This is a genomic window from Thermophilibacter immobilis (assembly GCF_015277515.1).
Taxonomy (GTDB): Bacteria; Actinomycetota; Coriobacteriia; order Coriobacteriales; family Atopobiaceae; genus Thermophilibacter; species Thermophilibacter immobilis.
In genome coordinates, this window is the sequence record NZ_CP063767.1 from 1,853,441 (window position 1) to 1,879,835 (window position 26,395).

Annotated in this window: 26 protein-coding genes; 5 read left to right on the plus strand and 21 right to left on the minus strand. The window is 59.1% G+C overall.

Annotated elements, in window-relative coordinates; translation table 11 throughout:
- Nucleotides 1-41: 41 nt before the first annotated feature.
- Nucleotides 42-1,400 carry a Sau3AI family type II restriction endonuclease gene (locus tag INP52_RS08320; protein WP_194370801.1) on the minus strand — a complete coding sequence of 453 codons (1,359 nt, stop codon included), beginning with the start codon at nucleotides 1,398-1,400 and terminating at the stop codon, nucleotides 42-44.
- Between the two features lie 139 nt (nucleotides 1,401-1,539).
- Here INP52_RS08320 and INP52_RS08325 point away from each other — a divergent pair, with 139 nt between their 5' ends.
- Nucleotides 1,540-2,154 (plus strand): HAD family hydrolase, encoded by a 615-nt coding sequence (locus tag INP52_RS08325; RefSeq protein WP_228478319.1) that lies wholly within the window; start codon nucleotides 1,540-1,542, stop codon nucleotides 2,152-2,154.
- Nucleotides 2,155-2,286: 132 nt separating this feature from the next.
- On the opposite strand, the gene INP52_RS08330 is transcribed toward INP52_RS08325, so the two are convergent.
- Nucleotides 2,287-3,270, minus strand: coding sequence for a protein kinase domain-containing protein (locus tag INP52_RS08330; protein WP_232364370.1), 984 nt, complete (start codon nucleotides 3,268-3,270; stop codon nucleotides 2,287-2,289).
- Nucleotides 3,271-3,294: 24 nt separating this feature from the next.
- Between INP52_RS08330 and INP52_RS09950 the strand changes: the two genes are divergently transcribed.
- Entirely contained in the window at nucleotides 3,295-3,531 is a 237-nt protein-coding gene (locus INP52_RS09950) for a hypothetical protein (protein WP_228478444.1), read from the plus strand.
- A 113-nt stretch (nucleotides 3,532-3,644) separates the two neighbouring features.
- Here the strand turns inward: INP52_RS09950 and INP52_RS08335 are convergent, their stop codons facing one another.
- Nucleotides 3,645-4,073 carry an XRE family transcriptional regulator gene (locus INP52_RS08335; RefSeq protein WP_194370806.1) on the minus strand — a complete coding sequence of 143 codons (429 nt, stop codon included), beginning with the start codon at nucleotides 4,071-4,073 and terminating at the stop codon, nucleotides 3,645-3,647.
- 12 nt (nucleotides 4,074-4,085) lie between these two features.
- Nucleotides 4,086-4,847, minus strand: coding sequence for a DUF4190 domain-containing protein (locus INP52_RS08340; protein ID WP_194370808.1), 762 nt, complete (start codon nucleotides 4,845-4,847; stop codon nucleotides 4,086-4,088).
- 154 nt (nucleotides 4,848-5,001) lie between these two features.
- Here INP52_RS08340 and INP52_RS08345 point away from each other — a divergent pair, with 154 nt between their 5' ends.
- Both INP52_RS08345 and INP52_RS08350 read left to right on the plus strand, forming a co-directional pair.
- Nucleotides 5,002-6,267 (plus strand): Wadjet anti-phage system protein JetD domain-containing protein, encoded by a 1,266-nt coding sequence (locus INP52_RS08345; protein ID WP_228478320.1) that lies wholly within the window; start codon nucleotides 5,002-5,004, stop codon nucleotides 6,265-6,267.
- A gap of 82 nt (nucleotides 6,268-6,349) precedes the next feature.
- Nucleotides 6,350-6,730, plus strand: coding sequence for a DUF488 domain-containing protein (locus INP52_RS08350; RefSeq protein WP_194370810.1), 381 nt, complete (start codon nucleotides 6,350-6,352; stop codon nucleotides 6,728-6,730).
- A 30-nt stretch (nucleotides 6,731-6,760) separates the two neighbouring features.
- On the opposite strand, the gene INP52_RS08355 is transcribed toward INP52_RS08350, so the two are convergent.
- From INP52_RS08355 to INP52_RS08395, 9 genes are all read right to left on the minus strand, one after another.
- Complete coding sequence (locus INP52_RS08355) at nucleotides 6,761-7,768, minus strand: YdcF family protein (protein WP_228478321.1); 1,008 nt, start codon at nucleotides 7,766-7,768, stop codon at nucleotides 6,761-6,763.
- The gene (locus INP52_RS08360; RefSeq protein ID WP_194372927.1) at nucleotides 7,759-8,403 is read right to left on the minus strand and encodes a ketopantoate reductase family protein; all 645 of its coding nucleotides are present in this window, start codon (nucleotides 8,401-8,403) and stop codon (nucleotides 7,759-7,761) included. The genes INP52_RS08355 and INP52_RS08360 overlap by 10 nt, the downstream gene beginning before the upstream one ends.
- Before the next feature lie 140 nt (nucleotides 8,404-8,543).
- Nucleotides 8,544-9,434 carry a fructose bisphosphate aldolase gene (locus tag INP52_RS08365; RefSeq protein ID WP_194370812.1) on the minus strand — a complete coding sequence of 297 codons (891 nt, stop codon included), beginning with the start codon at nucleotides 9,432-9,434 and terminating at the stop codon, nucleotides 8,544-8,546.
- A gap of 151 nt (nucleotides 9,435-9,585) precedes the next feature.
- Nucleotides 9,586-10,551: a carbamate kinase gene (gene arcC, locus INP52_RS08370; protein ID WP_194370814.1), complete on the minus strand. Its 966-nt coding sequence runs from the start codon at nucleotides 10,549-10,551 to the stop codon at nucleotides 9,586-9,588.
- 109 nt (nucleotides 10,552-10,660) lie between these two features.
- A complete protein-coding gene (gene argF, locus INP52_RS08375; protein ID WP_194370816.1) occupies nucleotides 10,661-11,668 on the minus strand; it encodes an ornithine carbamoyltransferase in 1,008 nt (335 codons plus the stop codon).
- Nucleotides 11,669-11,727: 59 nt separating this feature from the next.
- Nucleotides 11,728-12,972 carry an arginine deiminase gene (locus INP52_RS08380; RefSeq protein ID WP_194370818.1) on the minus strand — a complete coding sequence of 415 codons (1,245 nt, stop codon included), beginning with the start codon at nucleotides 12,970-12,972 and terminating at the stop codon, nucleotides 11,728-11,730.
- 102 nt (nucleotides 12,973-13,074) lie between these two features.
- A complete protein-coding gene (locus INP52_RS08385; protein ID WP_228478322.1) occupies nucleotides 13,075-14,529 on the minus strand; it encodes a YfcC family protein in 1,455 nt (484 codons plus the stop codon).
- 180 nt (nucleotides 14,530-14,709) lie between these two features.
- Nucleotides 14,710-15,438, minus strand: a complete 729-nt coding sequence (locus tag INP52_RS08390) for a GntR family transcriptional regulator (protein ID WP_194370820.1) — start codon at nucleotides 15,436-15,438, stop codon at nucleotides 14,710-14,712.
- A 394-nt stretch (nucleotides 15,439-15,832) separates the two neighbouring features.
- Complete coding sequence (locus INP52_RS08395; protein ID WP_194370822.1) at nucleotides 15,833-16,255, minus strand: N-terminal phage integrase SAM-like domain-containing protein; 423 nt, start codon at nucleotides 16,253-16,255, stop codon at nucleotides 15,833-15,835.
- A 77-nt stretch (nucleotides 16,256-16,332) separates the two neighbouring features.
- Here INP52_RS08395 and INP52_RS08400 point away from each other — a divergent pair, with 77 nt between their 5' ends.
- The gene (locus INP52_RS08400; RefSeq protein WP_194370824.1) at nucleotides 16,333-17,106 is read left to right on the plus strand and encodes an SDR family NAD(P)-dependent oxidoreductase; all 774 of its coding nucleotides are present in this window, start codon (nucleotides 16,333-16,335) and stop codon (nucleotides 17,104-17,106) included.
- Between the two features lie 515 nt (nucleotides 17,107-17,621).
- Here the strand turns inward: INP52_RS08400 and INP52_RS08405 are convergent.
- The 8 genes from INP52_RS08405 to INP52_RS08435 all read right to left on the minus strand — a co-directional run bounded on the left by INP52_RS08405 (nucleotide 17,622) and on the right by INP52_RS08435 (nucleotide 25,717).
- Nucleotides 17,622-18,908, minus strand: coding sequence for an ATP-binding protein (locus INP52_RS08405; protein WP_228478323.1), 1,287 nt, complete (start codon nucleotides 18,906-18,908; stop codon nucleotides 17,622-17,624).
- 807 nt (nucleotides 18,909-19,715) lie between these two features.
- Nucleotides 19,716-20,120 (minus strand): arsenic resistance protein, encoded by a 405-nt coding sequence (locus INP52_RS10245; protein ID WP_269747163.1) that lies wholly within the window; start codon nucleotides 20,118-20,120, stop codon nucleotides 19,716-19,718.
- A 12-nt stretch (nucleotides 20,121-20,132) separates the two neighbouring features.
- The gene (locus INP52_RS10250; protein ID WP_269747164.1) at nucleotides 20,133-20,792 is read right to left on the minus strand and encodes an arsenic resistance protein; all 660 of its coding nucleotides are present in this window, start codon (nucleotides 20,790-20,792) and stop codon (nucleotides 20,133-20,135) included.
- A complete protein-coding gene (locus INP52_RS08415) occupies nucleotides 20,789-21,373 on the minus strand; it encodes a DUF5714 domain-containing protein (protein WP_228478324.1) in 585 nt (194 codons plus the stop codon). Before INP52_RS08415 ends, INP52_RS10250 begins: the two co-directional genes overlap by 4 nt.
- Before the next feature lie 17 nt (nucleotides 21,374-21,390).
- Nucleotides 21,391-23,193 (minus strand): arsenical pump-driving ATPase, encoded by a 1,803-nt coding sequence (arsA, locus tag INP52_RS08420; RefSeq protein WP_228478325.1) that lies wholly within the window; start codon nucleotides 23,191-23,193, stop codon nucleotides 21,391-21,393.
- Nucleotides 23,171-23,560, minus strand: coding sequence for an arsenite efflux transporter metallochaperone ArsD (gene arsD, locus INP52_RS08425; protein ID WP_194370828.1), 390 nt, complete (start codon nucleotides 23,558-23,560; stop codon nucleotides 23,171-23,173). Before arsD ends, arsA begins: the two co-directional genes overlap by 23 nt.
- The gene (locus INP52_RS08430; protein ID WP_194370830.1) at nucleotides 23,557-23,910 is read right to left on the minus strand and encodes an ArsR/SmtB family transcription factor; all 354 of its coding nucleotides are present in this window, start codon (nucleotides 23,908-23,910) and stop codon (nucleotides 23,557-23,559) included. The genes arsD and INP52_RS08430 overlap by 4 nt, the downstream gene beginning before the upstream one ends.
- A 403-nt stretch (nucleotides 23,911-24,313) precedes the next feature.
- Nucleotides 24,314-25,717 (minus strand): IS3 family transposase, encoded by a 1,404-nt coding sequence (locus tag INP52_RS08435; protein WP_194370839.1) that lies wholly within the window; start codon nucleotides 25,715-25,717, stop codon nucleotides 24,314-24,316.
- Nucleotides 25,718-26,395: the final 678 nt, after the last annotated feature.

Consider the following 26,395-nt stretch of genomic DNA (forward strand, 5'->3'; position numbering starts at 1 on the left):
CGCCTATCATAACCGATCAAGCGGACAGAATCAGAACGGGACTAACGATTCTTAGGGTTGATGGACTCAGAGTCATCCTCACCGAGCACGCTCTCAATCTCGTCCTTAAGATAGTTTTGATTCAACCAAAAGCTTTTCTTAACCACAGGTGGGCCAAAAGGCTGTGGACAAACATCTTCAGCGTTACGTCCGTGAGGTCTCACATGACAGCAGCGAGTATCTGCTGACTTAATTGAAATGGCCGCTTGTCCTTTACGCACGTTGTCTTGCATCTGCTCATAGCAAAGCCGTGCCTCATCCAAATCTTTCTCAGGCATCTGCCAAAAACAGATATCACTCAGGAGATAATTCCCCTCTTTATCTTCTTTATAAATCACAAAGAGGTACTTTTGCTGAAGGTAGCCTAAAAAGGCAGAGTTTTCAAAGGGGCGAGCCACAAGCTCATCGTAACGAAATGCAGGAAATGAAACAGCTTCCTTGGGAACGCCGCTTGCCTTGAGTCTCATTGTTTTCGGTTTAATTCCTGCCTTTTGGAATTCTTCTATTTCGGAATCCTCACCAACACCAAGAATCTTATTCGTGATACGAGCGCACAGGTTCTTGGAAGCAGATAGAGCAAAAAGGGCTTCAAGCTCTAATTCAGTTTTTCCGAAATAGGGGGCAAATCTCTCATGAAGCAATGCAAGGAGGTCCATACTCTCTTCGCCACGGGTGCGAGGAATCTTACTCATTGCCTTGAGAAGTTTTCTTTGGACCGTTGTCATATAGGATGCCTTGAGCGCCCATGCTCGCGGCTTTGCTGAAACGGTGGAAAAGGGCTGTCGCTTCCTGACCTCGGCATTCGCAGCCTTTGTGCAGGCTTCAAGATACAATGTGTCGCCGCCGGAAATATCTTCAGCATGACCCGAGCGGACCTTCTCAACGACCGTCTCCCAATCATGCCTAATCTGGGGGAAGTCTTCTTCAGGAATTCCCCATCGCGCAACGAGCTCAATGGTGTAGTCGAGCGGACTCTTATCCTTTTCATATAGGTATGTGATAAGCAGAACATCAGCTGTCTTTTTGAGAAAATGACTTTCTTCAAAATTCTCGTTCACAATTCCCATATAATCAATATTTGTAATAACTAGTCGTTCTTTTGCCACGAGCTCTCCACTCGAGTTCCGCTTAAGCGGCGTGGTTTTAAGCTCAAGCCCAACCTTGTCGAAATCGGGAACTTGGCTGCTGTTGATAGGGTATTTAAAATAATACTCCTCAACCGCGTTACCAAAAGAACCGCGACGTTGATGTGGATCAGCAATCGCATCCAGCCCCGTCATCTGACGCAACGTCTTTCCTTCAAGCTTCGTAGCATATTCAACGATTGAGTCTATGTCGTACGAGTCATATCCCTTGTCCATATTTGCTCGCTTTTTCTCCCAGAAGTCACCTGTAGCTAGCTTAGTCAATCTGAAGAAAGGAGACTCGGAGGACATACTTACCCTTCTCATTTTCCTATACTCGATGTACTCAGTCATGAAACTCGAGAGGTTGACGCCTATGCTCATGGACAAGCCCATCGCCAACGTCGTCTTTGACATGGGCGGCGTGCTCATGAACTTCGACGGTCCCTACTTTGCGGGCCTCTTCACGAACACGCCCGCAGATGCCGCCCTGCTCAACGGGGCGCTCTTTGGAAGCACGACGTGGTCCCTTCTCGACTCCGGCACGATCAGCCACGAGACCATGGCCCGCGTCGCGGCGGCGCATCTGCCCGAGCGGCTCCATCCCAATCTTGAGGCCTGCATTGCTCACTGGCCCGAGCACTCGGCTCCTTTCGAGGGCACCAACGAGCTCGCCATCCGCCTCAAGAAGCAGGGCTATGGCATCTACCTGCTCTCTAACGCCTCGACACGCATCCTCGAGCAGCTCAATCACATGCCAGCGATGCCATATCTTGATGGACGGGTCATCTCGGCGATCGAGCGACTCATGAAGCCGGACCCTGCTATCTTTCGTCTGCTCTGCAAACGTTATGCGCTTGATCCCGCTACCTGCCTCTTCGTGGACGACAACACCGATAATTGCGCAGGAGCACGCACAGCGGGCATGCAGGCGTTTCACTTCACGGGCGACGCTCATGCCCTCGAGACCGAGATCACACGGCTGAGCTGATCCTTACGGTTTCATTTTTGAGCTCCGTTTCCCGCTCCTTAATGAAAGAATCCGCCATTTCTTTCATTAAGGAACGGACTCATTCTGTCCAAAAGAAGAAACGCCGTTTTCAAAGATAGCGACCGTGGCACGTCATCCTTGCCAGCCAGCTAGGAAGGCCTCCATCGTCGTGGCAAGTATCCACACGCCGAAGATAAGCGCAATGGCCTTGAGCCCTCTGGTGGTCTCGCGCCTGACCGTAAGATTTGAGAGGGCGGGAATCAGGGGCCTGAGTGGTCTACGGTCAAGAAGTAGATAGCTCGCTATGAGAATCAGAGGTAACAGGCAGAAGAGGTATGTGAATATCAGGTACCACGCCGGATAGCTGGCAGCCTGATCCGCAGATGCGTAGGCCGACACGCAGGATGCGACAAAAAGGGCGCAGGCTGCCACCACGAGCACATCCCAGACAAGACCAAAAAGCCGAGGAACACGCGCGAGCAGAGACGGACGAGAAGCACCGGAAGCATCAACCGTGACCGTATCCGCACCAGGATCAAAGGATGATGCAACGAACGAGAAAGCCCCTGCTTCGCTCCCCCCAGCATCTTCCCCCTCAAACGCCGCAGTAAGTGCCTCTCTGAACAGGTGAGCCGTAGCATAGCGAGCAGACGGATCGAACTGCGTGGCCCTCTCGATGACTTTTCTGAGCGCGGGGGAAATCCCCGAGCCGAGGAAGCCTGACGCTCGGTCTCGCGAAGATGCCTCCCGCCCCGTGAGACAGAAGAACAGGAGCATGCCAAGAGCATAGACGTCGCTACGGACACTTGTCTGACCGAACCCAAACTGTTCGGGCGGGGCGTAGGCGAGCGTGCCAAAGCGCGTGGTGTCTCGGTCGGCGTCCTCCTTGAACGTACGGGAAATTCCCAGGTCGATGAGGACAATGCCCCCCACCGTGACCATGACGTTACTCGGCTTGAGATCACGATGAATGATGGGGACGCCACAACATGTATGTAGCTCGCTCACCGCGTCACATAGGTCGGGAAACCACAAGCGCACAAAGGAAAGACGCGCTTCGGGAGTGTCCAATCGACCAACGTACGTCCCCAGCGTGGCTCCCCCCACGTGCTCCATGACAACCGTAAGATATCCGTCAGCATGCGTGCACTCGTAGATGCGCGGCAGGTGCACGAGACGCGTTCCTCGTCGCTGAGCGGCACGCACGGTCTCGTACGCACCACCCAGACCCTTTTCGTCGCGTATGATCTTGCGCACAAGAGGACCGTGCTCACGGCCATCTTGGGCAACGAGGTAGACGAGCTGGGTCTGCTCGTCCCCACCCTGCTTGAGAACCCGCTCGACGCGGTAGCCATCAGGAACGCCCAACCCACTTAGCTGGGCGGCAAGCTCTCTGTCAAGGTCATCAGTCTCCATGTCGGCAATCATAGCAAACGCAGGGGGCGAGGCACGAACAGCGCCCCGCCCCCTGCGCGCAGATAAGACCCCGCCTAGCAGACGGTCCGCTCGTCAAAGCGATAGAGCTCCTCGTTTACCTTCTGGAGCGAGCATCCCCGATCGAGACAGAAGATGATAATGGCGTCACGACGGTTCTTGGAATACAGCTCGCTCACGCCGGCGGCGGTCAGCAGACGGTTGGTCTCTCGGCGGTCAAGCGCCATCGCGAGGGCAATGGACAGCACCTTGTCACGATCGGGGTGACACTTCTTGCCCGAGAAGATCTCGCGCCCATAGTGCTCCGCCAGGCCTGACATCCGAACGACGCGCGACTGCTTGAGGTTCTTCTCGGCAAGCAGCTGCTGGAGGTAGTCGGCGAGCGACCGGTCGGTCATGTCCCGGTCGTGCTCCTCGAGAAAATCGCCCAGGTTGGAAGACGAGACAAGATCGTTGAGCAGCTCCTCCGTCAAAGGCTCACTCACGATTGACCCCTCCTACGCAACGTCCCAGCTCGCCGTAGCATCGTTGCTCATTATGGAGCCAAAGTACAGGATTTTTACGGTCCCGTCCTCGAAGTAAAGCGTTCCCGACTTTGAGCCGCCCGCAGACAGCGTCCCCGAATTCAGGGCGCCGTCTTTGTCGCCCGCAGAGCCTGAGTAGAACGTAGCGTATTCCTGAGCGCCGTTTGCGTCCTCGCCCTTCCAGTCGTACTCGTTGTAGCTCGCCGAGTCGCTGCCGTTGTTGGTGTAGGTCACGTTCACGCCCACGACGGTCGACCCGTCGTAGTTGGTCAAGCTCGCGTCAACGGAGTCGACGGAAACGGACAGGCCGTTCTCAAGGTCGATGGAAGCTCCAACGGCAAGGTCCGTGGTCGCCTGCTGCTCGGCGTCCGCGCTGTCGTCCGAAGTCGTGGTCGAGCTCGTGCTGTCTGCGGGAGCGCTCGTCGACGTGCTCGACACGCTCGGACCATCAACGGCCTTGTTCAGCGCCGCCGTCGTGGCAGTCTGCATAACAAGAACGATGATGAAGGCCACCACGTTGATGACGACCGCCGCGATGGCGAGCGCCTTGCCCGAGTGCTTGCCCCGCACGGTGCCCACCACGCCTACGATGGCAAGCACCGCACCCACCAGTGCGATGAGCGCGGAGATGTTGTTGAGGATGGGCATCCACGAGCTGACCAGTGCGATGATGCCCAGCACCAGCCCCGCTATTGCCATACCAGACTTCGAGACGCTTGCGTCGTGCTTACCCATATCTATCTTCTCCATCTCTGCGCACCATCGCGCTCCTGCACCGGCCCTCTCATTGTGGCGAAGGTACCTGACAAAAACCTGATCTGACAGCTCCGATTGGGCATTTTCTTGACTCGCGCTATGCTGTCACACAGGGCAATCCCAGGAGGCTTTGATGTCGCACAAACTCACCGAGCAGGAGCAAGGCATGATCTTGTCCCTCGCCAAGCTGCTTGGCAAAAGGCTCAGCACGGACCAGCGCAGCAACGCGGGAGGCATTGCGAGCGGACTCGTGCGCCTACGCAAGGAGCGCCTCGCGTCAGAAGACGTGGACGGGGTGCTCGAGAAGTACGGTGCCGGCAAGGAGGTGCGCCGCGACCTTGAGGAGCTCGGGGTGCTCGTACCCGAGAAGAGCAAAACGCCCGGCTCGAACGCCGACGACACCTACGTCCTCGTACTCCCCCAGGAACCAGAGGAAGACCGCATGGCGCTGCAGACGCGGACGCAAAAGACAACACGTGCGATTGCGACCGCCACTGTTTCCAAGCCGCCGATGCGACAGGTGCAGAAACGAAAGATCGCGCGCTCGCTTACGAGCTTGGGATGCGTGCGCAAGCAGAGCCCCGAGCTCAACGAGGTCAGACGCAAGATCATTGGCCTTGATCCGCGCCTGTGGATCAACGGCTGGCTGCTCAGCACGCCCGAGGCCTACGCCAGCTACGAGAAGGAGCTCATCGCCCTGGATCATGCGCTTGTAGGAGCCACGTCTCTAGGTGACGGCACGCTCAGCGGCCGCGAGCTCTCCTACCGGATCTTTGGTGACGAGAAGTTCCTGAGCGTCGACGGTGACGGTCGCAAGCTCCTGCACTTCATGGGGCTCACCGACATTGTGCGCTGCCATCCACAAGCCAAGCTTGGCCTGCTGCATCACATCCCGCGCCATCACGACCGCATGCGTCTGGTGGTGTCCGAGAACCTCGATCCCTGGCTCAACATGCGCGACGCGATGTACCTCGACGGAAGAAAGCGCATCCTGGGCGAGCGCGTGCACGGCGTAATCTTTGGGACCGGCTACCTGGTCAACGATCCTCACAAGCTTCCCGATCTTCTCGACACGCTGGGCGCAGACGAAATCGAGGTCCTCTACTGGGGAGACATCGACCGCGCAGGCCTGTCCATCCTCTCCAAGCTTGTTGACGAGACCGCGGGGCGCTTCGCGGTGACTCCCTTCGCCGAAGCCTACCATCTCATGCTCGAGCGCGCCATGGAGCGCTTCCCTGACCCTCTTGACAACGAGACGACCGACCAAGAGGCGGTCCCGCTAGCCGGGCTCGACCTGATGGAGCCCCTGCTCAAGAAGAGGGAAATGGCCTATCTGCGCGACGTCGTGGAGAACAGTCGCCTCCTCCCGCAAGAGATTTTGACGCGCTCGGACCTGTAAGCGCGCTTGCCTGAGGGACCCATCCACATCCCAGGGCGCGCAACGGGTACATCCACGCTAGGTTACGTTCGAGGAGGCATCTATGGCATCCATCACTGTCAAGCGCGTCTACGAGCAGCCCGAGGACACGGACGGCCTGCGCGTTCTTGTCGACCGGCTCTGGCCCCGGGGCGTCTCGAAGGAGCGCGCCGCCCTTGACCTGTGGAGCAAGGACGTCGCACCCTCGCCAGAGCTGCGGCGCTGGTTCGGCCATGACCCGGAGCGCTTCTCGGAGTTTTCCGCTCGCTACGAGGACGAGCTGGCTTCCTCATCGGCTGCGGCTGCGTTTTTGGACACATGCCGTGAGAAGCTCGCGTCGAATCGCAACGTCACGCTGCTCTATGCCGCCAAGGATCCCGCCTGCAATCACGCGCTCGTTCTCAAGGCATGGCTCGAGCGCGGGCTGGACTCATCCGGTAAGTAGGCGTGGGCGACAAGCTCCGTCAGGCACCCGTTAGAACAGCGAAAGAACCAGCCCCAGCGCCCACAGCACGAGGATGACCACGTAGGGCCAGAAGTGCGCGCGCGTGATGGCCGCGAACTCGCGGATGAAGGCGGCCGGCCAGTACCAGCCACGCGTGTGGCTCCCCACGCCATCGGCAGAGATCCCCAGCTCATGGGCATACTCTGCGCAACGAAAGACGTGATAGTCACTCGTCACCACGGCGCAGCGATACGGCGCTCCGTCCGCACGCGCATCCATGAGCTCCTTGGAGAAGCGCAGGTTCTCCATCGTGGTCGTGGAGCGCTCCTCCTTGACAATCGACCCTGCGGGAATGCCCTTTCGCAGCGTCAGATAGCGATACATCGCCTCGGCCTCAGATATCTCCTCGTCAGAGCCCTGCCCGCCCGATACCACCAGAAGGCCCCCTCTCCCCTGCCGCTCCCAGAGCTCAAGGGCCTTGTCGACACGACCGGCCAGAAGCGGGGTCAGCTCGGTACCTGAGAGCCCGGCACCATGTATGACAATGAAGTCGTACGTGCGGCGGCGCGGAAGGGCGCGATAGAGCCATGAGTAGAGCAAGAGCGCCACGAGCGTGAACGAAAACCACATGCCCTCCCACACGAAGAGCTCCAAGATCGAAACGACCCACGCGGGTGCGCTCATTATGCCCGCAGCGGGAATGACCGCGTACATCGACAAGATGAACAGCGCGAGCGCCACGGGAAGAAGCGAGGCCGCAGAGAGCCCGTTTCGACGCACGACCACGACACCGTTGACGATCAATGCCAGCGCCGCAACGATTGGAAAGAAAAGAACAAGAAGGAGGAGCGGCACGACCATCCATTGCTGCCCATAGCGCATGAGCAGTATGAGCGCGGTAACGAGAACGAACAGCAGCAGGTAGATGGCGTTTCTAAACTGCCGGGGCTCGCGATGATAGGACACAAGAAAGAGCGCCCCGAACACGATGATCGGTGACCAAAGAACCATCTGGAGTATGAAAAGCCCTATGTCCACATGTGCTCCGTTCGTCTCGAATGGACTGTATCGTAGCGCATGAGACGCGCGCGACAAATCGAGCCAACTGGTCCTCGTAGCTCTTCTCGATCTGGTGAATGCGCTGAGAGAGAAACTCGTTCTGCGGCATCCTCAGGTCGTGTCTCTCGCATGCCCACGCGGGCATAAAAGTCTGCCACGTCGCTTACCGTCTCCTGCGCAGTTCCTGACGCCGCGCCAAAGCGAACCTCACCGGGATGCGCATAGGTGAGCTCTCCCTCGATGAAGGTGGCATCCATGCCCTGGGCGACGCTGATGACGGTGTTCTTCCAGCCAAATCGTGCGGCGACGCGCTCCTCGCTTGTGGTGCCGTTCAAAAGGGGGACGACGCGCGTCCGAGGACCGACGAGGTCTTCCGCAACAACGAGAGTGCCCGCAAGACCCGTCGCTTTCGTCGCGAGAATCACCAAGTCGGTCGGAGAGGCATCTTGTGACGGAATCGTCTTGACACGACAGGGAACTCCGTTGATCGCAAGGGCTTCCCCTTGATGACGCTCGAAGCGAGCGCCGTCCATGACGTACTCGACGGCATCAGGTCCAAGGCTTCGCGCGATCAGGTCGCCATAGAGCAGACCGAGGGCCCCTCTGCCGATGATGGCAGCCTTTTATATAGCCATGCGGACCTCCCAGAGATATCTAGGCGCAGCTGCCAGCTTACACCCCACGCATCCCACAACAAAAACCGGCGGGACGTAATACGTCCTGCCGGTCTTGAACGCACTTCTCTGCCCGCAAGCTACTTGTCGACTGACGCCTTATAGATCTCGGCCACCGACTCGGCGAGCGTGCTGTTGAACTCCCCGTCACTTTGCTGGGCCAAGAGACCCTGCAGAAGCGCACGCGAGAAGCTCGCGATGAGCCCGGGGTTCTTGACCAGGCGGGCATCGGCCTCGTCCCGCGTGTAGCCACCCGAGAGCGCGACCACGCGAACGACCTGCGGACGCTCCATGACGTCACTGTAGAAGCCGTCAACGGTGGGGATGGACACCTTGAGCATGATCTTGGCGTCGGCTGGCATCTCGTCGAGGTGCCGCAGAATCTCCTCCTTGAGCAGCGCCTCCGCGTCGGCCTTGTCCTCGCTGAAGATGGAAACCTCTGGCTCCAGGATGGGGACCAGACCGTGCGAGGCAATCTGACGACCCATCGCGAACTGCTGGTCAACGATCGCCTTGACGCCCTTGCGGTTTGCGTGCTTGATGACCGAGCGCTCCTTGGTCCCAAAGACGTGACGCGCGACCGCACGGTCAAGCAGATCGTCAAGGCCGGGGATGTCCTTCATGAGCTGCACGTCGTCCTTCTCGGCAGAGAGGCCCTTGTCGACCTTCAGGATGGGCACGACGCCCTTGGTGTCCCAGAGGTAGTCTGACGTGTAGGAACCCTCAATCTTACGGTCCATCGTATTCTCGAACAGAATGGCCGCCAGAATGTGCTCGGAGCTAAACGAGGGGCTCGTGATGATGCGCGTACGCATGGCGTGCACCAGGTCGAACATCTCGTCATCGGTGTTGTATGCGTCGTTTTTGACGCCATAGAGCTCGAGCGCCTTGGGGGTGCTTCCTCCGCTCTGATCAAGCGCCGCTATGAAGCCCTTCCCGTGATGCATGCGCTCCAGCTGCTTCGCGTTCATGTTGCATTCCCTTCCTTGCGACGGGGTCTCTTGATGTGCCTATGCGACGTTATACCCGTAAGGGAGACAAACATAGCGGGGAAGAAAGAGGCTGCGCACGAGAGGGATGGGGCCACGCTAGAAGGGGAAGCAACTCCAGCCCGCAAAACGCCTACGCGTGGATGCGGGTTCCAGACTCGCCAGCCACGGCCTCGCGCGCGTGCTCAAGGGAGCCGATGACGCAGACGCGCCCCGGCCGACTCCGTACGAACTTGATTGCCGCCCGGACCTTGGGCTCCATTGAACCCTTCCCAAATTGGCCGGCGTCGGCGTAGCCCTGAGCCTCGCTGGCACTCAGCTCGATGAGCTCCCTCTGATCGGGCCTCCCAAAGTTGATGGCAACGTGATCGACGGCGGTGAGCAGTACGAGCACGTCAGCAGAGCAATCCTCCGCGAGGAGCTCACCGCCCATGTCCTTGTCGATGACGGCGGCCACGCCCCGGTAGGCACCCTTGTCCGAGGGGTCACGAACCACGGGGATGCCGCCTCCTCCGCAGGCGACGACGATGAATCCGTCATCAAGCAGGTTCAAGATCGACTCCGCCTCGACGATCTTCCTCGGCTCGGGAGACGCGACGACGCGTCGCCACCCGCGACCCGAGTCCTCGACGAACGCCATCTCGGGGTGAGCCGACCGCTCGGCGTCGGCCCTCTCCCTCGTCAGGAACTGCCCGATGGGCTTGCTCGGGTTCGCGAAGGCGGGGTCCTCCGGGTCGACCTCGATCTGCGTGACGACCGTGGCCACGTGCCAGCGCTTGTAGGCCTTGTGCATCGCTGCTCCGAGACCCTGCTGCAAGTGGTAGCCGATGTAGCCCTGGCTCATGGCCCCGCACTCGGGCAGGTCCATGGCAGGCACGGTGGGATCGTCGTCGTGAGCGAGCGAGAAGGCCTTCTGAATCATGCCGACCTGCGGGCCGTTGCCATGGGTGATGATGATCTCGTTGCCCCGCTCGATGACGCCGAGAAGCACCGGTGCCACCTCGCGAACCCGTGCGGCCTGCTCCTCCGGTGTGTCGCCAAGGGCGTTTCCGCCCAGTGCGATGACGACGCGACTGGGCCTGTCGCTGATGCCTGGCATACCTTGCCCCTTCCTCTTTTGAATGTTTCTTCTAGGCGCGAAGGGGGCACATCACGCGTGTCCCCTTCGCGCGTTCAAGCATGAAAGCAAAACGTTGCTAAGAACGGGCCTACCCCAGCGTCGCGTACATGACGGCCTTGATGGTGTGCAGGCGGTTCTCCGCCTCGTCGAACACGCGCGAGCGCGGCCCCTCGAAAACGGAGTCGGTCACCTCCATCTCCGAGATGCCGAAGCCCTGGGCGATCTGCGCGCCCACCGTGGTGTTCGTGTCATGGAAGGATGGGAGGCAGTGCAGGAATATGGCATCGTCCGCGGCCATCCCCATGACCTCGTCGGTTACGCGGTAGGGAGACATCAGAGCAATCCTGCTCTCCCAGAGCTCCTTGGGCTGCCCCAGGCCCACCCACACGTCCGTGTAGACCGCATTGGCGCCTGAGACGGCCTCCTTGACGTTGTCAGTGACCGAAAGGTGCGCACCCGTCTTGGCAGCCTCGTCCTGGCAGCGCTCCCAGATCCAGGGCTGGAAAGTGCGGTTGCCGGGAACGTCTTCCTGCGGGCCGCACTGGCAGAAGTCGATGCCGAGCTTGGAGCAGATGACGGCGAGGGAGTCCGCCGTGTTGCCCACCTGACCCATGAAGACGATCTTCTTGCCCTTCAGATCGTCGCCGAATTCCTCGCGCATGGTGAGGATGTCAGCGAGGGCCTGGGTGGGATGAAACTCATTGGTCAGACCGTTCCAGACGGGAACGCCGGAGAAGCGGGCGAGCTTCTCGACCTTCTCGTGCTCGAAGCCACGATACTCGATGCCATCGAACATGCGGCCCAAGACACGGGCGGTGTCGGCGATGGACTCCTTATGCCCCATCTGGGAGCCGCTGGGATCAAGATAGGTGGTTCCCATGCCCAGGTCGTGTGCACCCACCTCGAAGGCACAGCGCGTGCGCGTGGAGGTCTTCTCGAAGACGAGGGCGACGTTTTTGCCCTCTAAGTAACGATGAGGAACACCGGCGCGCTTCATGCGCTTGAGGTCGACAGAAAGATCGAGAAGGTACTCTATCTCCGAGGTGGTGAAGTCCAGCAGGGACAGGAAGCTACGTCCCTTGATATTGACGCCCATGATTGGTTCCTTTCGAAGGGATTGACGGGGGACCCACCGTCTCGCGGGTCAGCCCCGGTTTAGATTTCTTCACGCCAGAACGGCATGCTCATGCAGCGGGGGCCTCCACGACCACGGGAGAGCTCGGCCGAGGGCACGACGAGAAGCTTCATGCCGTTCTTGCAGAGCAGGTCGTTGGTCACCACGTTGCGCTCGTAGACGCATACCACACCGGGCTTCACGCACAGGGTGTTGGAGCCATCGTTCCACTGCTCGCGAGCCGCCAGGACCGGGTCCCCTCCGCCGCATTCGATGAGCTGGACGGAGTCAATCCCCAGGGCCTTCTCGAGAATGTGCTCGAGCGTGTCGTCTATCTCGGCGATTCTTACCTCGCCCTTGGTTGCGCCGGGGGTCAGTCGATAGACCTTGAGCGTGCCGAGGATGTTGGGGTGGACGGTGAACTTGTCGACGTCAACCTGCGTGAAGACGGTGTCCAGATGCATGAAGGCATAGGACGCGGGAATCTTGAAGGCGAGAATCTCCTCGATCTCGCACTCCTCGTCGCCCCAGAACATGTTCTGTGCCATCTGGTCGATGGCAGCGGCCTCGGTGCGCTGAGAGAGCCCGACGGCGAGGGTATGACGGCCAAAGTTGAGGACGTCGCCGCCCTCGGTATGGAATGAGCTCTTGCGGTCGTACCAGAGCGGAACGCCCCTGTACTCCGGATGATGCGTGAAGATGGTCTCGCCGAGCAGCGTCTCGCGATTGCGGTTGTAGTGGTACATGTGACTCATGTTCACGCCATTCCCCACGACTGCGAAGGCGTCTCGCGTGAAATAGCTGCTGGGCAGGGGGTCGATAAGCGAGTCGGGATCGTCCTTGGTCGCGTCCAGCTCGGCGAGCGTGTGCGCCGAGCGGTGCGGCAGCTCGACCTCCTTGCGGCGTATGCCGCGAAAGACTCGCTTCACGAACTCGCCCGTGTCCTCGATGGAATCCAGGAACTCGCGTGCCGCGGCGGCATACTCCTTGCCGGGAAGCCTGCTCTCGGCGAGATAGGTGTTGGTAAACTCCCCACGGGCATCGGGGTCCGCGTCAAGAGCCTCCTTCAGCAGGTCCTCGAGGTAGAGCACCTCTGCGCCCTCCTGGCGCAGGAGCTCGGCGAACCTGTCGTGCTCCTCCTGAGCCCTCTCCAGATACAGAGCGTCGTGGAACCAGACGCGGTCGAAGTCCTCGTCACCAAAATAGACCATGTCGAGCCCCGGTCGATGGAGCATGACCTTCTTCAAGGGCCCGATCTCGGTATGAACGTTCAAACCCTTAGGCATGAAATCGTACCTCCCACTTTCTTTCTTGGTTACCGTGCCACCGGTGACCATCGTGTACTACGTATCGTCACCCAGTCGAACAAACCGCCCGCATGGTTGCCCCTATGCCGGCATGAGACCGGAGATGGTCGTAAAGGCAATGCCCGCCACGACCAAGAAGGCCATGAGCTTCCAGCTCCCCTTCCACCACTTGACGAGGGGGATGCCGCAGATCGCAAGGCCAGCGACCATCATTCCGCTCATGGGACTGAGGATGTTGGCGAGCTTGTTCGCCATGTCCACACCCGTGATGGCGGCCTGGGCGTTAAGACCCATGAGCTCGGTCAAGGGGCCGATGATGGGCATCGTCAGCGCGGCGAAGCCAGAGGAGCTCGGAACGAGCAAGGACAGCAGGGCCAGGAAGACGTACAGCAGCACCGAGTAGATCGCGGGGGGCATGCCGGAGAGCGTGGTGGCCAGACCGTAGAGTATGGTGTCGATGATCTGGCCGTTCTGGGCGATGATCAGGACCGCGCGCGCCAGGCCGATGATGATGGCCGCATATGCAAAGTCCTTGACGCCGTTTACGAACTCCTCGGCGATCTGGTGCTCGTTGAGTCCTCCGACAATCCCGGAGAGGATGCCAATCGCAAGGTAGATGCCCGAGAGCTCGTTCATGTACCAGCCCTGTGTCACCAGGCCCCAGACCATGACGATCATTCCGACGAGGAACACGACTAGGACGGCCTTCTGATGGCCGGTAAACGTTGACCTGTCGAGCTCGTCGTCTCCGGCGCCCTCCGCCATCTCGCTGCGCTTGGCGAGATCTTCCTCGTACACGATGGAGCGCTTCGCGTCTTTCCTGACCTTGTTCGCATAGTGCATAACGAAGGCGATGCCGACACCCGTGAGGATGACCCAGTAGATACTTCTAAGCCAAATCTGGGGATTGTCCGTGATGCCCACGATGCCTTGGGCCACGAGCGTGTTGAACGGATTAACGACGCCCGCCATATAGCCCACGCTGGGACCAACGAAAACGACCATGAACGCGGTGAAGGAATCAAAACCCATGCCGATCATAATCGGCACGAAAATCGCGAAGAAGGGCAGCGTCTCCTCGGACATCCCGAACATGGTCCCGCCGAGCGAGAAGAGAATCATCGTTATGGGAATGATGAGTATGTCATTTCCCCTGAGCGATTTCACCAGGCGCTTCATGCCAGCCTCTATGGCACCCGTCTTCGTGATGATTCCGAAGGCACCACCGACTATGAAGACGAACGCCACGACGTCAATGGCAGCCTGGATACCTTCCGTGGGTGCCATGAACAGGTCGAAGACGCCTTGGCGAAGGTCGGTTGTAACGCCGTCCTCGTCGGTGGATACCTTGTCCAAGCTCTCATAGGTATCGGCGACGGTCACCTCGCGGCCGTTTACCTCGGTCCTCTGATACTGGCCGGATGGTATCACCCACGTGAGAATCGTAACGGCCGCAAGTAGCGCGAAGATGATGGTGTACACATGCCATAACCTGGACTTCTTGGGCTCTTTTTCTTGTCTAGCCTCTTTTGCCATGCCCCACTCCTCTTCAGCTTATAACAATACGTTTCAATACCAGCTGGTACAGTAAGCATACCCGTAGAGGGGTGATTGCCACAAGGTAAATTTTATCTGCATTCTGCGAGCGGTAGAAAAATAGCGAGAAAACCCCCACACCGTCCTGCGGCCTCAAGCTGACATCCTAGGCAAACCGATCTAGAAGTCAAAGACCATGAGGCTTCCGACGACGTAGTTCTTTGCGATAAGGAGCGGCTTACCGTCGCTGTCCACCAGATCGATGAGCTCCATGAACAGGGGCTCCCCCATGGGGACCTCAAGCTGCTTCGACATTTCCACATCCGCCTTGGCAATGCGAAGCGAGCAGTGCACGTGCCCGCCGGCCTTTCGACCGAGGTTCTCCTCTATCAGACCGAAGATGCCCGGCTCCCTCATTACCCCCTGCCGCAGAAACTCGAAGCCCTCTATGGGAGTGAGGCTGTTCTCGAGCATTACGGGCATCCCATCTGCCGTACGCACTCGTTGGATACGAAGAAGATTGCTGCCCTTGGGAAGCCCGAGGAACTCGAGGTCCCGTTGGTCCCCCATTATCTCGTCCACCCGCATCACCCTGGTTCCGGGCTGCTTGCCGGCGGCCTCACACATCTGAGCGAACGTCAGGACCTCTGGCGTCTGGGTAATCTTCCTCTCAAGCGGGGCAGCGCTCACAAAGGTGCCCTTGCCCTGCTTCTTGCTGAGGATGCCCATGTCCACGAGCTCTTTGATGGCACGGCGCACCGTAACGCGACTTACCGAATAGTGTTCAGAAAGCTCCCTCTCTGAGGGGATGATGCCTCCCGGCACATAGCGACCTGCCTCGATGCTTCCTCTCATGTCCTCCACGATTTGCTGAAAGAGAGGCAGACCTGACTTTTCCACGAGCTCCATGAGGGAAAATCTCCGATCGAATCCATGCTGCGTCGTCTAGCCGGGTGGCAAGACACAAACTGCGGGCTTGACTATACAATTTCTGACCCTCGCAACAGCATAGACAATATGTGGCTCGATTAGATACAAAAGGTATGCATTGGTATTAAAATACTTTCGCATAGTCCGAAAATAAATTCCCACAGGGACCCTCTGACTCCATCGTGAGAGGCGGTTTGTCTCTTGCTACGAATGTAGAATCATCGGTGCCCGGACTCTCGCAATCATGATATTGCATCAGCATGGCGTGTTTCTTTGCTCCTATGCAGATTCATCAATAGAAACCGACAGACATACGGCAGGCTTTATTCTTTCCACAGGCCCCTGTTTCCCATCGCCCACAGGGGAACGTTTCTCATCCACCCCTCGTCACGAAAACCCGAGAGACTAAGGCGCACGGGACGCAGTAGCGCGCGGCATGGTTGAGGATGGCGGAGAGCTGGTTGTTCACGGTCCGCAGGTACGTCTGCGTGTAGCCCCTACCCTTGTTGTTGCTCCCGTCCATGAGGTGGCTCTGCCAACGGACGGTGTCGACGCCCCGGGCCTCGCTCATGCGGTGGCTCTCGAAGTGGGGCATGATCTTCGACTTGATGAGGTACTCCTTGTTGGGCCACGTGTGCTCGCGGATGCGCGGCACCACGTCGGCCCTGTACAGCTCGTAGAACTCCTCGAAGAAGTCAAGGCGGAATACCGAGGACAGGCGGAAGCGAACGAGTCCGCTTCGATACGAGTACCGGTGTGGTGAGGTGTATGGTTTTCCTAGCAGCGCTCTCAGCATCTCTGCTATCAATTAAGATACCTAGTAGTATTTCTGTCACAGGCGCTGCCAATAACCAAGGAGAGAAGAAAGACAAGATGAAAAACTATTTTGATCTAACCGACCGTGTCGCACTTGTCACAGGCTGCTCGACCGGCCTTGGGGTTCAGATGGCCAAAGCTCTGGCGAGCCAGGGCTGCAATATCGTCGCTCTCGCCCGCAGGCAGGAGCTGATCGAGAAGGTCGCCTCGGAAATCGCCGAGGAATACGGCGTCAAGACACTTCCCGTGCGCTGCGATATCACCGATACCGAAATGGTGAATGCCGCAGTGAAAAAGATCATGGACGAGTTCGGTCGCATCGACATTCTTATCAATAATGCAGGTACCGGCGCTGTCGCCCCCGCTGAAGACATCACTGACGAGCAGTTCGGAAACGAACTCAACATCAATCTCTTCGGCAGCTTCAAGGTTGCCCGCGCGGTCGCCAAGGCCGCGATGATCCCCGCGAAGTACGGCCGCATCATAAACATCGCTTCCATGTACGGCCTCGTCGGCAACAAGATTGCTCCCTGCTCTCCCTATCACGCGGCCAAAGGCGGCGTGGTCAACCTTAGCCGCGGCCTTGCCGGCGAGTGGGGCAAGTACGGCATCACCGTCAACTGCATCTGCCCCGGTTATTTCTGGACGCCGCTGACCAAAGAGACCCTGAATACCGATTGGTTCAAAGAGTACTCGAAGACCGTTATCCCCATGGAGCGCTATGGAAATGAGGGCGAGCTTGACACGGCCGCCATTTTCCTCGCCTCGCCGGCATCGAGCTATGTCTCGGGCATCATGGTTCCCGTCGACGGGGGCTATACCTGCGTCTAAAGACTAAGCCATCCGTAGTATTTGCATGCGGGCTCGATAAAGAGTCCTGCTCCAGACGGCCGTACCTTCGATTGAGGTACGGCCGTCTTCATGGGGTTTTCGGACAAGCCAGCCCGTGGAGACCCTAACCTCCTTGCAGGGAGGTATCGACTGGACTCAACCTCCTCGTTCTCCTCGGGCAGGACGGGCTTCCATCCAGCTGACCAGCCCCATCCAGCTGACCAGCCCGCCGACGCCGCGACCGCAGACCCTAGGTGGCGGGGTCTCGGTCCGATCTGGCGTTCGAGCTGAACAAGGCTGCCGCCATCCACATGCCACTCATCTCTCTTCTCCAACAGCAGCCACCTCACCCGGGAGGCAGCAAATGGACCTGTGCCGACGGCGAGATTGACCAGCTCAAACCCACATTATTTGCGACGTCGTGCGCCTCGGGGACAGAGTGGCACGAGATGACCGCGCTGGTATGCCGTCTGTCGATGGACTTTGTTGATCTAAAGGCTCGCAATCAGCGTCGCTCACTCCCAGTTCTTTGGGTTCCCGATGGCGTGGAGCGGCACGTTGCGCATCCACCCCTGGTCTCGGAAGCCCGAGAGGCTGAAGCGCCTCGGAACCGTGTCGGGGTACCGCTCGGAAAACGCCCTCAAACTCTTCGAGCGCAGGTTCTCCTCGGCTTTAACCTCGATTGGGTAGATTCCGCTGCCGCGTTGGATGAGGAAATCAATCTCGCCGCTAGAGTTCTCAGCTGACCAGTAGAAGGGTTTGAGGTCGCAGTCCGAGACAAGCTGCTGACATACGTACTGCTCGGTGAGGGCTCCCTTGAACTCCGTGAAAAGTGCGTTGCCGTCGACGATGCTCGAAGCATCGAGCCCGGAGAGCGCACAGAGGAGGCCAACATCGAGGGCGAAGAGCTTGAACGCTGATTCATCGGCGTAAGAGACCAATGGGATGCCTGGCTTGGACACTCTAGGAACCTTCGTCGCAATACCGGCTTGGGTGAGCCAGGTGATCGCCGAGCGATAGTCCCGAGCCCGAGCCCCATCCTTGATATGACCGAACACAAATTTCTTGTTCTCCTGACCGAGATGCGCTGGCAGAGAACGCCATGCGGAAAGGATATATTCCGCGCTGGCAGCACCGAGATGTTTGGAGATGTCTCTCTCGTAGCCGAACAGGATGCCTTCCTGCACGGCGCGGACGACACCTAGGTCGTCGGACTCGACGAATGCGGACACGGACTCAGGCATACCCCCTACGAAGTAATACTGCTTGAGCAGTTCCTTGAACTTCACAGCAAAAGGCCCGAGGAGATGCTCGTCGCCCGAATCAACGATCTCCCGCAGCGTTGAATTGTCAGTCGCATCAAGGTACTCGCGAAAGTTCAAGGGATAGAGATCAAGCATGTCGACCTTGCCAACGGGATAGCCGGTGCCCTCATGGAACGTAATGCTGAGGAGAGATCCTGCCGCTGCTACGGCAAGCTCTGGGACATTCTCGCAGAAGTACTTGAGCGAGGTGAGCGCTTTGGGGCATTCCTGAATTTCGTCAAGTATGACGAATGTCTTCCCGGGAGTTACCTTCTGCCCGCTCTCCGCTTGCACCATGAGCAGAAGACGGGGCAAGTCGTAGCCTGCATCGAACTGGGCGGCGAGACCTGGATTGTTGTCGAGGTTGACATAGGCGACGTTCTCGAAGTATCTCGCCCCGAACTCCTTGAGCAGCCAGGTCTTTCCAACCTGCCTGGCTCCGTTGAGCACGAGGGGCTTTCTGCGGACAGAATCTTTCCACCCGATGAGATCATCCATAAGGAACCGCTCCATGGCCCTCCAATCATCATGACATCAGAACGTCCTTATTATCGCACAAGATGGCGAAAATAAGGACGTTAAAAAGCAAATCGTGGCTATTTTAATGATGTAAATTATTCCCACTCAACTGCGGCGTTTGTCCAGCTGGTTCGATGTAATCTCATATCGTGTTACCTCGTCCGTCTCGTACCGTTCGATACGAATCGCGTCCGAATCAGCCTTTGATTCGGACGGAAAAGGAGTAGTTACACTTTTGCTGGAAAAATATGCTTGCAGACTTGATTATTCCCAGTTTTGCCTGCGGGAATGATTGCAGGCGGCTTGGAGACAAGCAATCTCGCGTTCCGTCTCTTCGACCACCCCTTGGCAGGGCAATGGCAAGAAGTATTACCCTCTCATCTGCAATGCGTAAGTGCTTGCTTATGCATTGCTTCTGACAGGCGTCTCATGGATGTCACACAAGAATCGGTTTTCCTTCTTGTTCTCAAGCTTTGCAAAAGTTTCTTTACACTCGTTTTGTCAAGTAGAGACCAATCGACAAATTCCTCGATGCCGCCTTTGTCCAATTTAGCTTTTACAGGAATAAACCCTTCTTTCAATAGAACGCAGGGCAATAGATCATCTTTGAGTCCAGCTCTCAGTTCATAGCAGAGAGCATCGGCGAAGATTTAGCTTCATATCGCGAATGTCAATTATCTGCCGTAAGTGAAGGGCTGTCTCCCTTGGGTCACCTTTGATATTCCGGCAACACACACGAGTTTCATTGTGCAAACGGGAATACTCTGGCCTCGCCTTGTCCAGAGTTCATTCATCTTCAACCGTCACTGCCGGATACATCCGTTCCTTCATCCTTAGTGCTGCGTTTACCAGCAGGATAAGTACTGGCACCTCGATCAATGGACCGACCACGGCGGCGAAGGCCTCGCCGGACGAGAGTCCAAACACCGCAGCTGATACAGCGATGGCAAGCTCAAAGTTGTTGCCTGTGGCGGTGAATGCAACTGAGGCGTTTTTGGGATAATCTATATCACGACTGCGCCCGAGAAGGAAGCTCGCGAAGAACATGATCGCAAAATAGCAGACCAATGGCACGGCGATACGCACCACGTCGAGCGGGATCTGCACGATCATCTGACCCTTGAGCGAGAACATGACCACGATGGTGAACAGCAGCGCGATGAGGCTCACCGGCGAGATCTTCGGCACCACGTATGTCTCATATCATTCAAGCCCCTTGGCCCGCACGAACAGGAAGCGCGTAAGCGCGCCTGCTGCGAACGGGATACCGAGATAGAGGAGCACGCTCTGCGCGATCTGCCAGACTGTGACGTCCACTGCAACACCCTGCAAGCCAAAAACTTGCGGAAGCACGGTGATGAACAGCCACGCCATGGGCGCGTAGAAGAGTATCTGGAATATGGCGTTCATCGCCACGAGCCCCGCCGTGTACTCATTGCTGCCGCCGGCAAGGCCACTCCAGACGATGACCATGGCGATGCAGCGCGCCAGGCCGATCATGATGAGCCCCGCCATGTACTCGGGATATCCATGCAGAAAGATGAGTGCGAGAGCGAACATGAGGATGGGACCGACCACCCAGTTCAGCAACAGCGAGAGAGTGAGCGTCTTCTTGTCGGCGAACACGGCCGGCAACTCCTCATAGCGCACCTTCGCAAGCGGCGGATACATCATAAACATGAGCCCAATGGCGATGGGGATGTTAGTGGTGCCCACGGACAGTGAATCTATCGCCGACGCCGTGCCTGGCGCGAAGTAGCCTATCGCCACGCCTGCTCCCATGGCCAAGAATATCCACAGCGTGAGGAATCTGTTCAGGACGCCCAGGCGCTTGCCGGTGCTTCTCTCATTCCCATCACTCATGATGCACGCCTCGGATGGTAGGGGCACGTGCTGCCCAGGCACACGGTGTTCTTCGGCATCGTCTTGCATAGGGGGAGCACGCCCAGCGTCTGCATATCGCAGCCAAACAGGTCATTGAAGGCTCTGGTCGCCGAGGCGACCGCGATGCGGGAGTCACGCTTGCAGCAGCGTGGCGCACCAGTCTTTGCGATTTCGGCCAGGATGCGTGCGACCATCGACTGGCCCTCCGACCAGCCTTCCTTCTCAAGGGGTTCGTTGCCCCGGATGATGGCGTGCGCCATGCCCGCCGAGGCGGCCGCTCCGCATACGCCCCAGTAGGCGCAGGCGGCACCGGGAACGATGGCGGAACGCTGCCGCAGTTCCTCGAGGTCCGCTTGTAGCCGTTCATCGCGATCGGCGCCTCCGAGTGCATTCCGATAGCAGGTCAGCAGGACCGCGCCTACGATGAAATGGTGTATGGGACCGAACGCATCGCATCGCGGATCGGCCATAACCTCCTCAAGCAGACCCGAGGGGCATGTGCCGTCGCTCGCCTCGCAGAGCTCGGCCACCCAGGCCGTTGGATCGTTCATCTCTTCCATGACAGGCTCCTTGTCGCTCATCTCACATCTCCCGATGCGTTCCATGGTATGCCGACGGTCAGACCCTTCGACATGTCATCGATACGGTCGAGCCACTGTCGCTCGGAGGCGGCGCGGGCCCTGAGCATTGGGTCGGTCGCATCTCCCAGCGACAGGCACTGGTTCACCACCCACCACCTGCTGTCGATACCCGTCCGGTCGAGGTCGTCGCGTAGGCGCTGCGCCTCGTAGACCGGTGTCGCCTCGGGAAGCGTCACGATGACGACCTCCGTCTGAGCTGGATCGTGCAGGCGAGGGAGCAGTTCTCTGACGGATTCGGGAACCTCGCCGCCGGTACTCTCCATCTGCTCGTCGTAGCTCTGCGTGCTCTCCAGCAGCAGAAGCGTATGCCCGGTGGGAGCGGTGTCGATGACGACGACTTCCTCATCGGCTTTCGCGACGATATCGGCGAACGCTCGGAACACGGCGATCTCCTGGGTGCAGGGTGACCTCAGGGACTCCTGGATATAGGAGAAGTCCTCATCGCCCATGGTCTTGCGCGCCGTGTCGAGCACTTCGGTCTCATAGGCTTCGAGTTCATGTTTCTCGTCGATATGGCTGACCGAGAGACCGGGTGTATCCAAATCGAAGTTACCCAGATGGTCGGCCGGATCGGTCGTCGTCAGACGCACCTTCTCCCCGCGTCTTGCGAGACCCTTGGCGATGTCGACGGCCACCGAGGTTTTCCCGACCCCGCCCTTGCCCATCGTGAATATGACGCGTCGGCCGCTTCCGGCGAGTTCGTCCACCAGATCATCGAGCGAGCGGACGTCAGGACGCTCGACCTCGATTGACGTCATCAATCGGTCCGCCTCACCCTTCAGGAATCTGCGGAGAAAGTCGAGCCCGGTGACGTTATAGGACCTGAGCGGATTCCGATACATCCTCAGCCCCGCGAGGCCTTCCGGCATATGCTCGAGCGCCTTCTCCTGCGCATCGAGCATCTCACCGGATGCCTCATCGGTGGCTTGCTCCAGCATGCCGTTCACCACGAGCATCTGGCAGACTATCCCGAGGTCCGAGAGCTCGGCACGCGAACGCGCCGCCTCCTCGAGCGTCGGGGTCTGCGGACGAGCGACGAGTACCATGCCGGTCTGTGTCACGTCGGCAAGCGTGGCCACCGCCTTGGCATAGGTTTCCCGTTTATCGCCCAGGCCGGAGAGCTGTCCCAGGCATGAGGTTCCGGTCGAGTTCTCGTCCAGATAGTTCGTCCACGCCGACGGGAGCTCGAGGGTCCTCAAGGTATGTCCGGTAGGTGCGGTGTCGAACACGATGCGGTCGTACCTAGTCGCAACATCGTTGTCGGTGAGCGCCCAGGCGAACCTGTCGAATGCGGCGATCTCGATGGTGCACGACCCAGAGAGCTGCTCCTCGATGTTCGCTATGGCGTCATCGGGAAGGATGCCGCGATAGGGCCCCACGACGTTCTCACGATAGGCTGCCGCCTCCTTGAGCGGATCGACATCCATCACGGTGAGGTTCGGGCAATCTTCTATCCTCGTGCCTTCCTCCGAGATCTCGGTCTCGAAGACGTCCTGCATATTGGAGGCCGGATCGGTACTCACGATGAGCACTCGTTCACCGGCGTCGGCGAACGCGACCGCCGCCGCACAGGAGACCGAGGTCTTGCCGACACCTCCTTTGCCTGTGAAGAACAGGTACTTGTAAGGTTCAAGCGCGTTTATATCGAAAGCATTCATCGTAGGTTGCATAGCACCCTTCGTTCTACCAAGTGATCGCTCGCGTCGGATGACGACATCAACAGCAGCAAGTGCCTTCATCGGACGCCGCTGGTGGGCAACAGCATGATGAATCCTCTGTGGCAGGTTCCGGTGCGGAGTTCAGTTCGAAGTCGAGCAGTTCTGATATCCGTTCGTTTGAAGGGTAGGAACCGGTTGCGACCACCTTCCCATCCACGAGCGTTATGGGAAGCGAATCGATGCCGAGTTCCTTCAGGATTCCCGCTACGGTCTCGTTGGTGACGAAGGCGTCCGGGTCGGATTTCAGGTTATGCCGTGATACGTAGTTTCCCGATTTGAGCACCTCCTCGACTACGGTGGCTACACGCAGCAGCTCGGGATCGATGCTCGGGCCGCAGAGCCCCGTATCACAGCACATCGCCGGTTCGAAGAACTCAAGCTTTTTCATTTCTTTTCCTCCATCTGTTCGTTTACCTTGATACTATCCGCGCAATTCCGTTTCGCAGCTTCGCAGATGCAATCCTCCTTTTCCATCGAGAGGTGCCCTATGTAGCGGGCTAACTCCTCGAAACGGGTCGTATCGAGGTGGTAGCGCATCCACGGACCCTGTTTCTCGCCGAGCACAAGTCCGCAGCTGGTAAGCGCTTTCATGTGGTAACTCAGGGTCGATTGCGATATCTCGAGGTGCTCCAGCAGATCGCAGGCGCACATCTCCTCGCAGGAGAGCATGTCGACGATTTTCAGACGCGTCGCATCCGAGAGCACATTACAGACCGCAGCGCAGGTTCCATAGTCCATCTGACCTCACTTTGCGTTTGATATATCGATAACTCTCAATAGATTATTCTAGGCATTATATCGATACCTGTCAATATAGTTCGCTTATTTCTGCAAATGGATTGAAGTCGATTTTTTATTTTCCGAATCAATAACAATCGCCGTCTCGAGTTAATGGGCAAAATGTCCGGGTGCCCGAGTTGACGGCAATCAATTCGGGCGGCGATTCTGTGCATGGCGATCTGCGGTTATGAATGAATTTAGCAACCCAATTAACTCCAGTATTGGAAAGGACACTGGCGCGAACATGGATTACGCGCAGCCTTGGTGCTTTGCTGCATGATAAACTTTGACAATGAGGTTTCTCGACAACGAGTGCACATTCTGTGGCAGTTGGGACCCCGGACGTTCCTCTGGACCACCGCTACGCCGCGTAGCCCAGCGCCGCGCGGTGCTCCCTCAGCGTCCTCCATCCTAGCGCCTTCTTCGGCTTGCCGCCCCCGTGCCACTCGACGTGGGCGCCCAGCCTCTCGCGGAACTCCGCGAACGTCACGCCCCTCCAGTCGGTCCCGTGGAAGAAGTCGCTCTTGAGGGTGCCGAAGAACCCCTCGCACCTCGCGTTGTCCGGGCTCCTGGCCTTGCGCGACATCGAGCGCGCCGCGTGGCCGGCGGCGCACGCCGCCGCCCACTCGTCGGTCATGTACACCGCGCCCCCGTCGCTGTGCAGGACCAGCGGCCTCCCCTCCGTCGGGCGCACGGCGGCGACCAGGTCCCCGAGCGTGCCGAGCGCCGGCCCCGCGTCGGGGTGCGGGGACACCCTCCAGCACACCGGCCAGCCGTCGAAGCAGTCGACGGCCGCGCTGAGGTAGGCCTTGAAGCCGCCCAGCCGGAACTCGGTGACGTCGGTGACGCAGAGCAGGCCGGGCTCGGCGGCGTGGAAGTCGTGCGCCCCGTCCTCGCGGAGGGGCAGGTTGGCCGGCCTCTCGCCGCGCTCCCCGGCGTAGCTGCTGCACCTCGCCCTCCGTCGCACCTGGGCCGCCTTGCGGGGCACGAGGCCCTCCTCGCGCATCACCCGGCGCACCACCTTCTCGGAGACGACGACCGGCGTGGCCATGTCGCCCTCCGCGAGGCCGCGCCAGGAGACCGGCTCGCCCTCCCCGCGCCTGAGGTCGGCCCACACGCTCTCGGAGCCGAAGGCGCCGCCGGACGCCTCGAAGGAGGCGCGGACGCGCGCCCTGAGGGCCGCCTCGGGGTCGGGCCGCGACAGCCTCGCCCGCTGCGAGAGGTAGGTGCTCTTGGGTATGGAGGGCGTCTCGCAGACGTCAGCGAGCCTCACCGCCGGGCTCGCCTCCCTGGCCGCCTGGCCCGCGAGGTACCTCTCCTCGCTGGTCAAAGAGCCAGGGCCGGGTGCTTTTAGGACGTCCAACACCGCCAGGGCCTCGGCGAGCCTGGCCTCGGCCACCCTCGCCCGCTCGGCCGGGTCCTCCGGCAGGTCGGCGCCCCAGTCGCGCCAGTCGGTCTGCCCCTCGCGCCCCTCGGTGCCGGCCAAGTCGGGCCCCCTTCCCTCCGTGCGCGCGCGTGCCGCGGGCCCGGGGCGGGGGCGCGCCCTCCGGTACGCGGGGCTGCCCTCGCCGTGGGCGCAGTGCATGCGGGAGGCCCGTTCGGGCATCTCGCGGGCGGCGAGCTCCCCCGCCTCCTCCATGCGCAGCCACCGTCTCAGGTTCCACTCGTTGGGGAACAGCGGGAGCCTGCGGCAGGCCTCCGCCACGCTCATCCCGCTACGGTGGAACTCCCAGAGTGTCCCCTCGCGCTCCCCTTTGGTATACATCCCGGGCTCCCTCCCGGACCAAGAAGGTCCGATCGTTCGTCCGGGGTCCCAACGAAACTCAGGAGTACAGTGCGGCACTCAAAAGTGCTGGTCAAAGCCCTATCGACTTACTCCCACTCTATCGTGACAAGGCAAGTATGAGTGTAGTCGGCACAGCGTCTGACCTGCGGTTCCTGTCACTCTTCGCTCTCGGGAAACGTGTAGTCACCGTGTAGTCGGGGATGACTACATGCCGTGTAGTCACTTTCGAAGAGTATTTTCCGCCGACCGAAGAGTGATGCGTATGACCTGCGGAAACTCCGTCCGATTGCACGCAACTGACTACATGCCCCGAAACGAGTGGAGCGGTGCTGCATGGGGCTCGACCAGAGAGTGACAAATCCCGACCGAAGAGTGACACGTCTGACCTGCGGAAACGTGCCGTCTAGACAAGGCACTGACTACACGAGATCAGAACGCTACGCATTAGGCAGAATCCCCATCGGCGCGCACCGATGGACGCAATGCTCACCTCTTACGGCAACCTCGCTATTGCGTCATAGGACTTTGCCCGTTTCGAGCGCAAGCGCTCGTCCGCTACGCTAAACCCCGAGTGGCATGTCATTTATGAACTCTGCTATATGGCTGGCGCCCCATTCGGCCCCAAGCGCTAGAAGTCTACGGCGAGGAGTGAACATG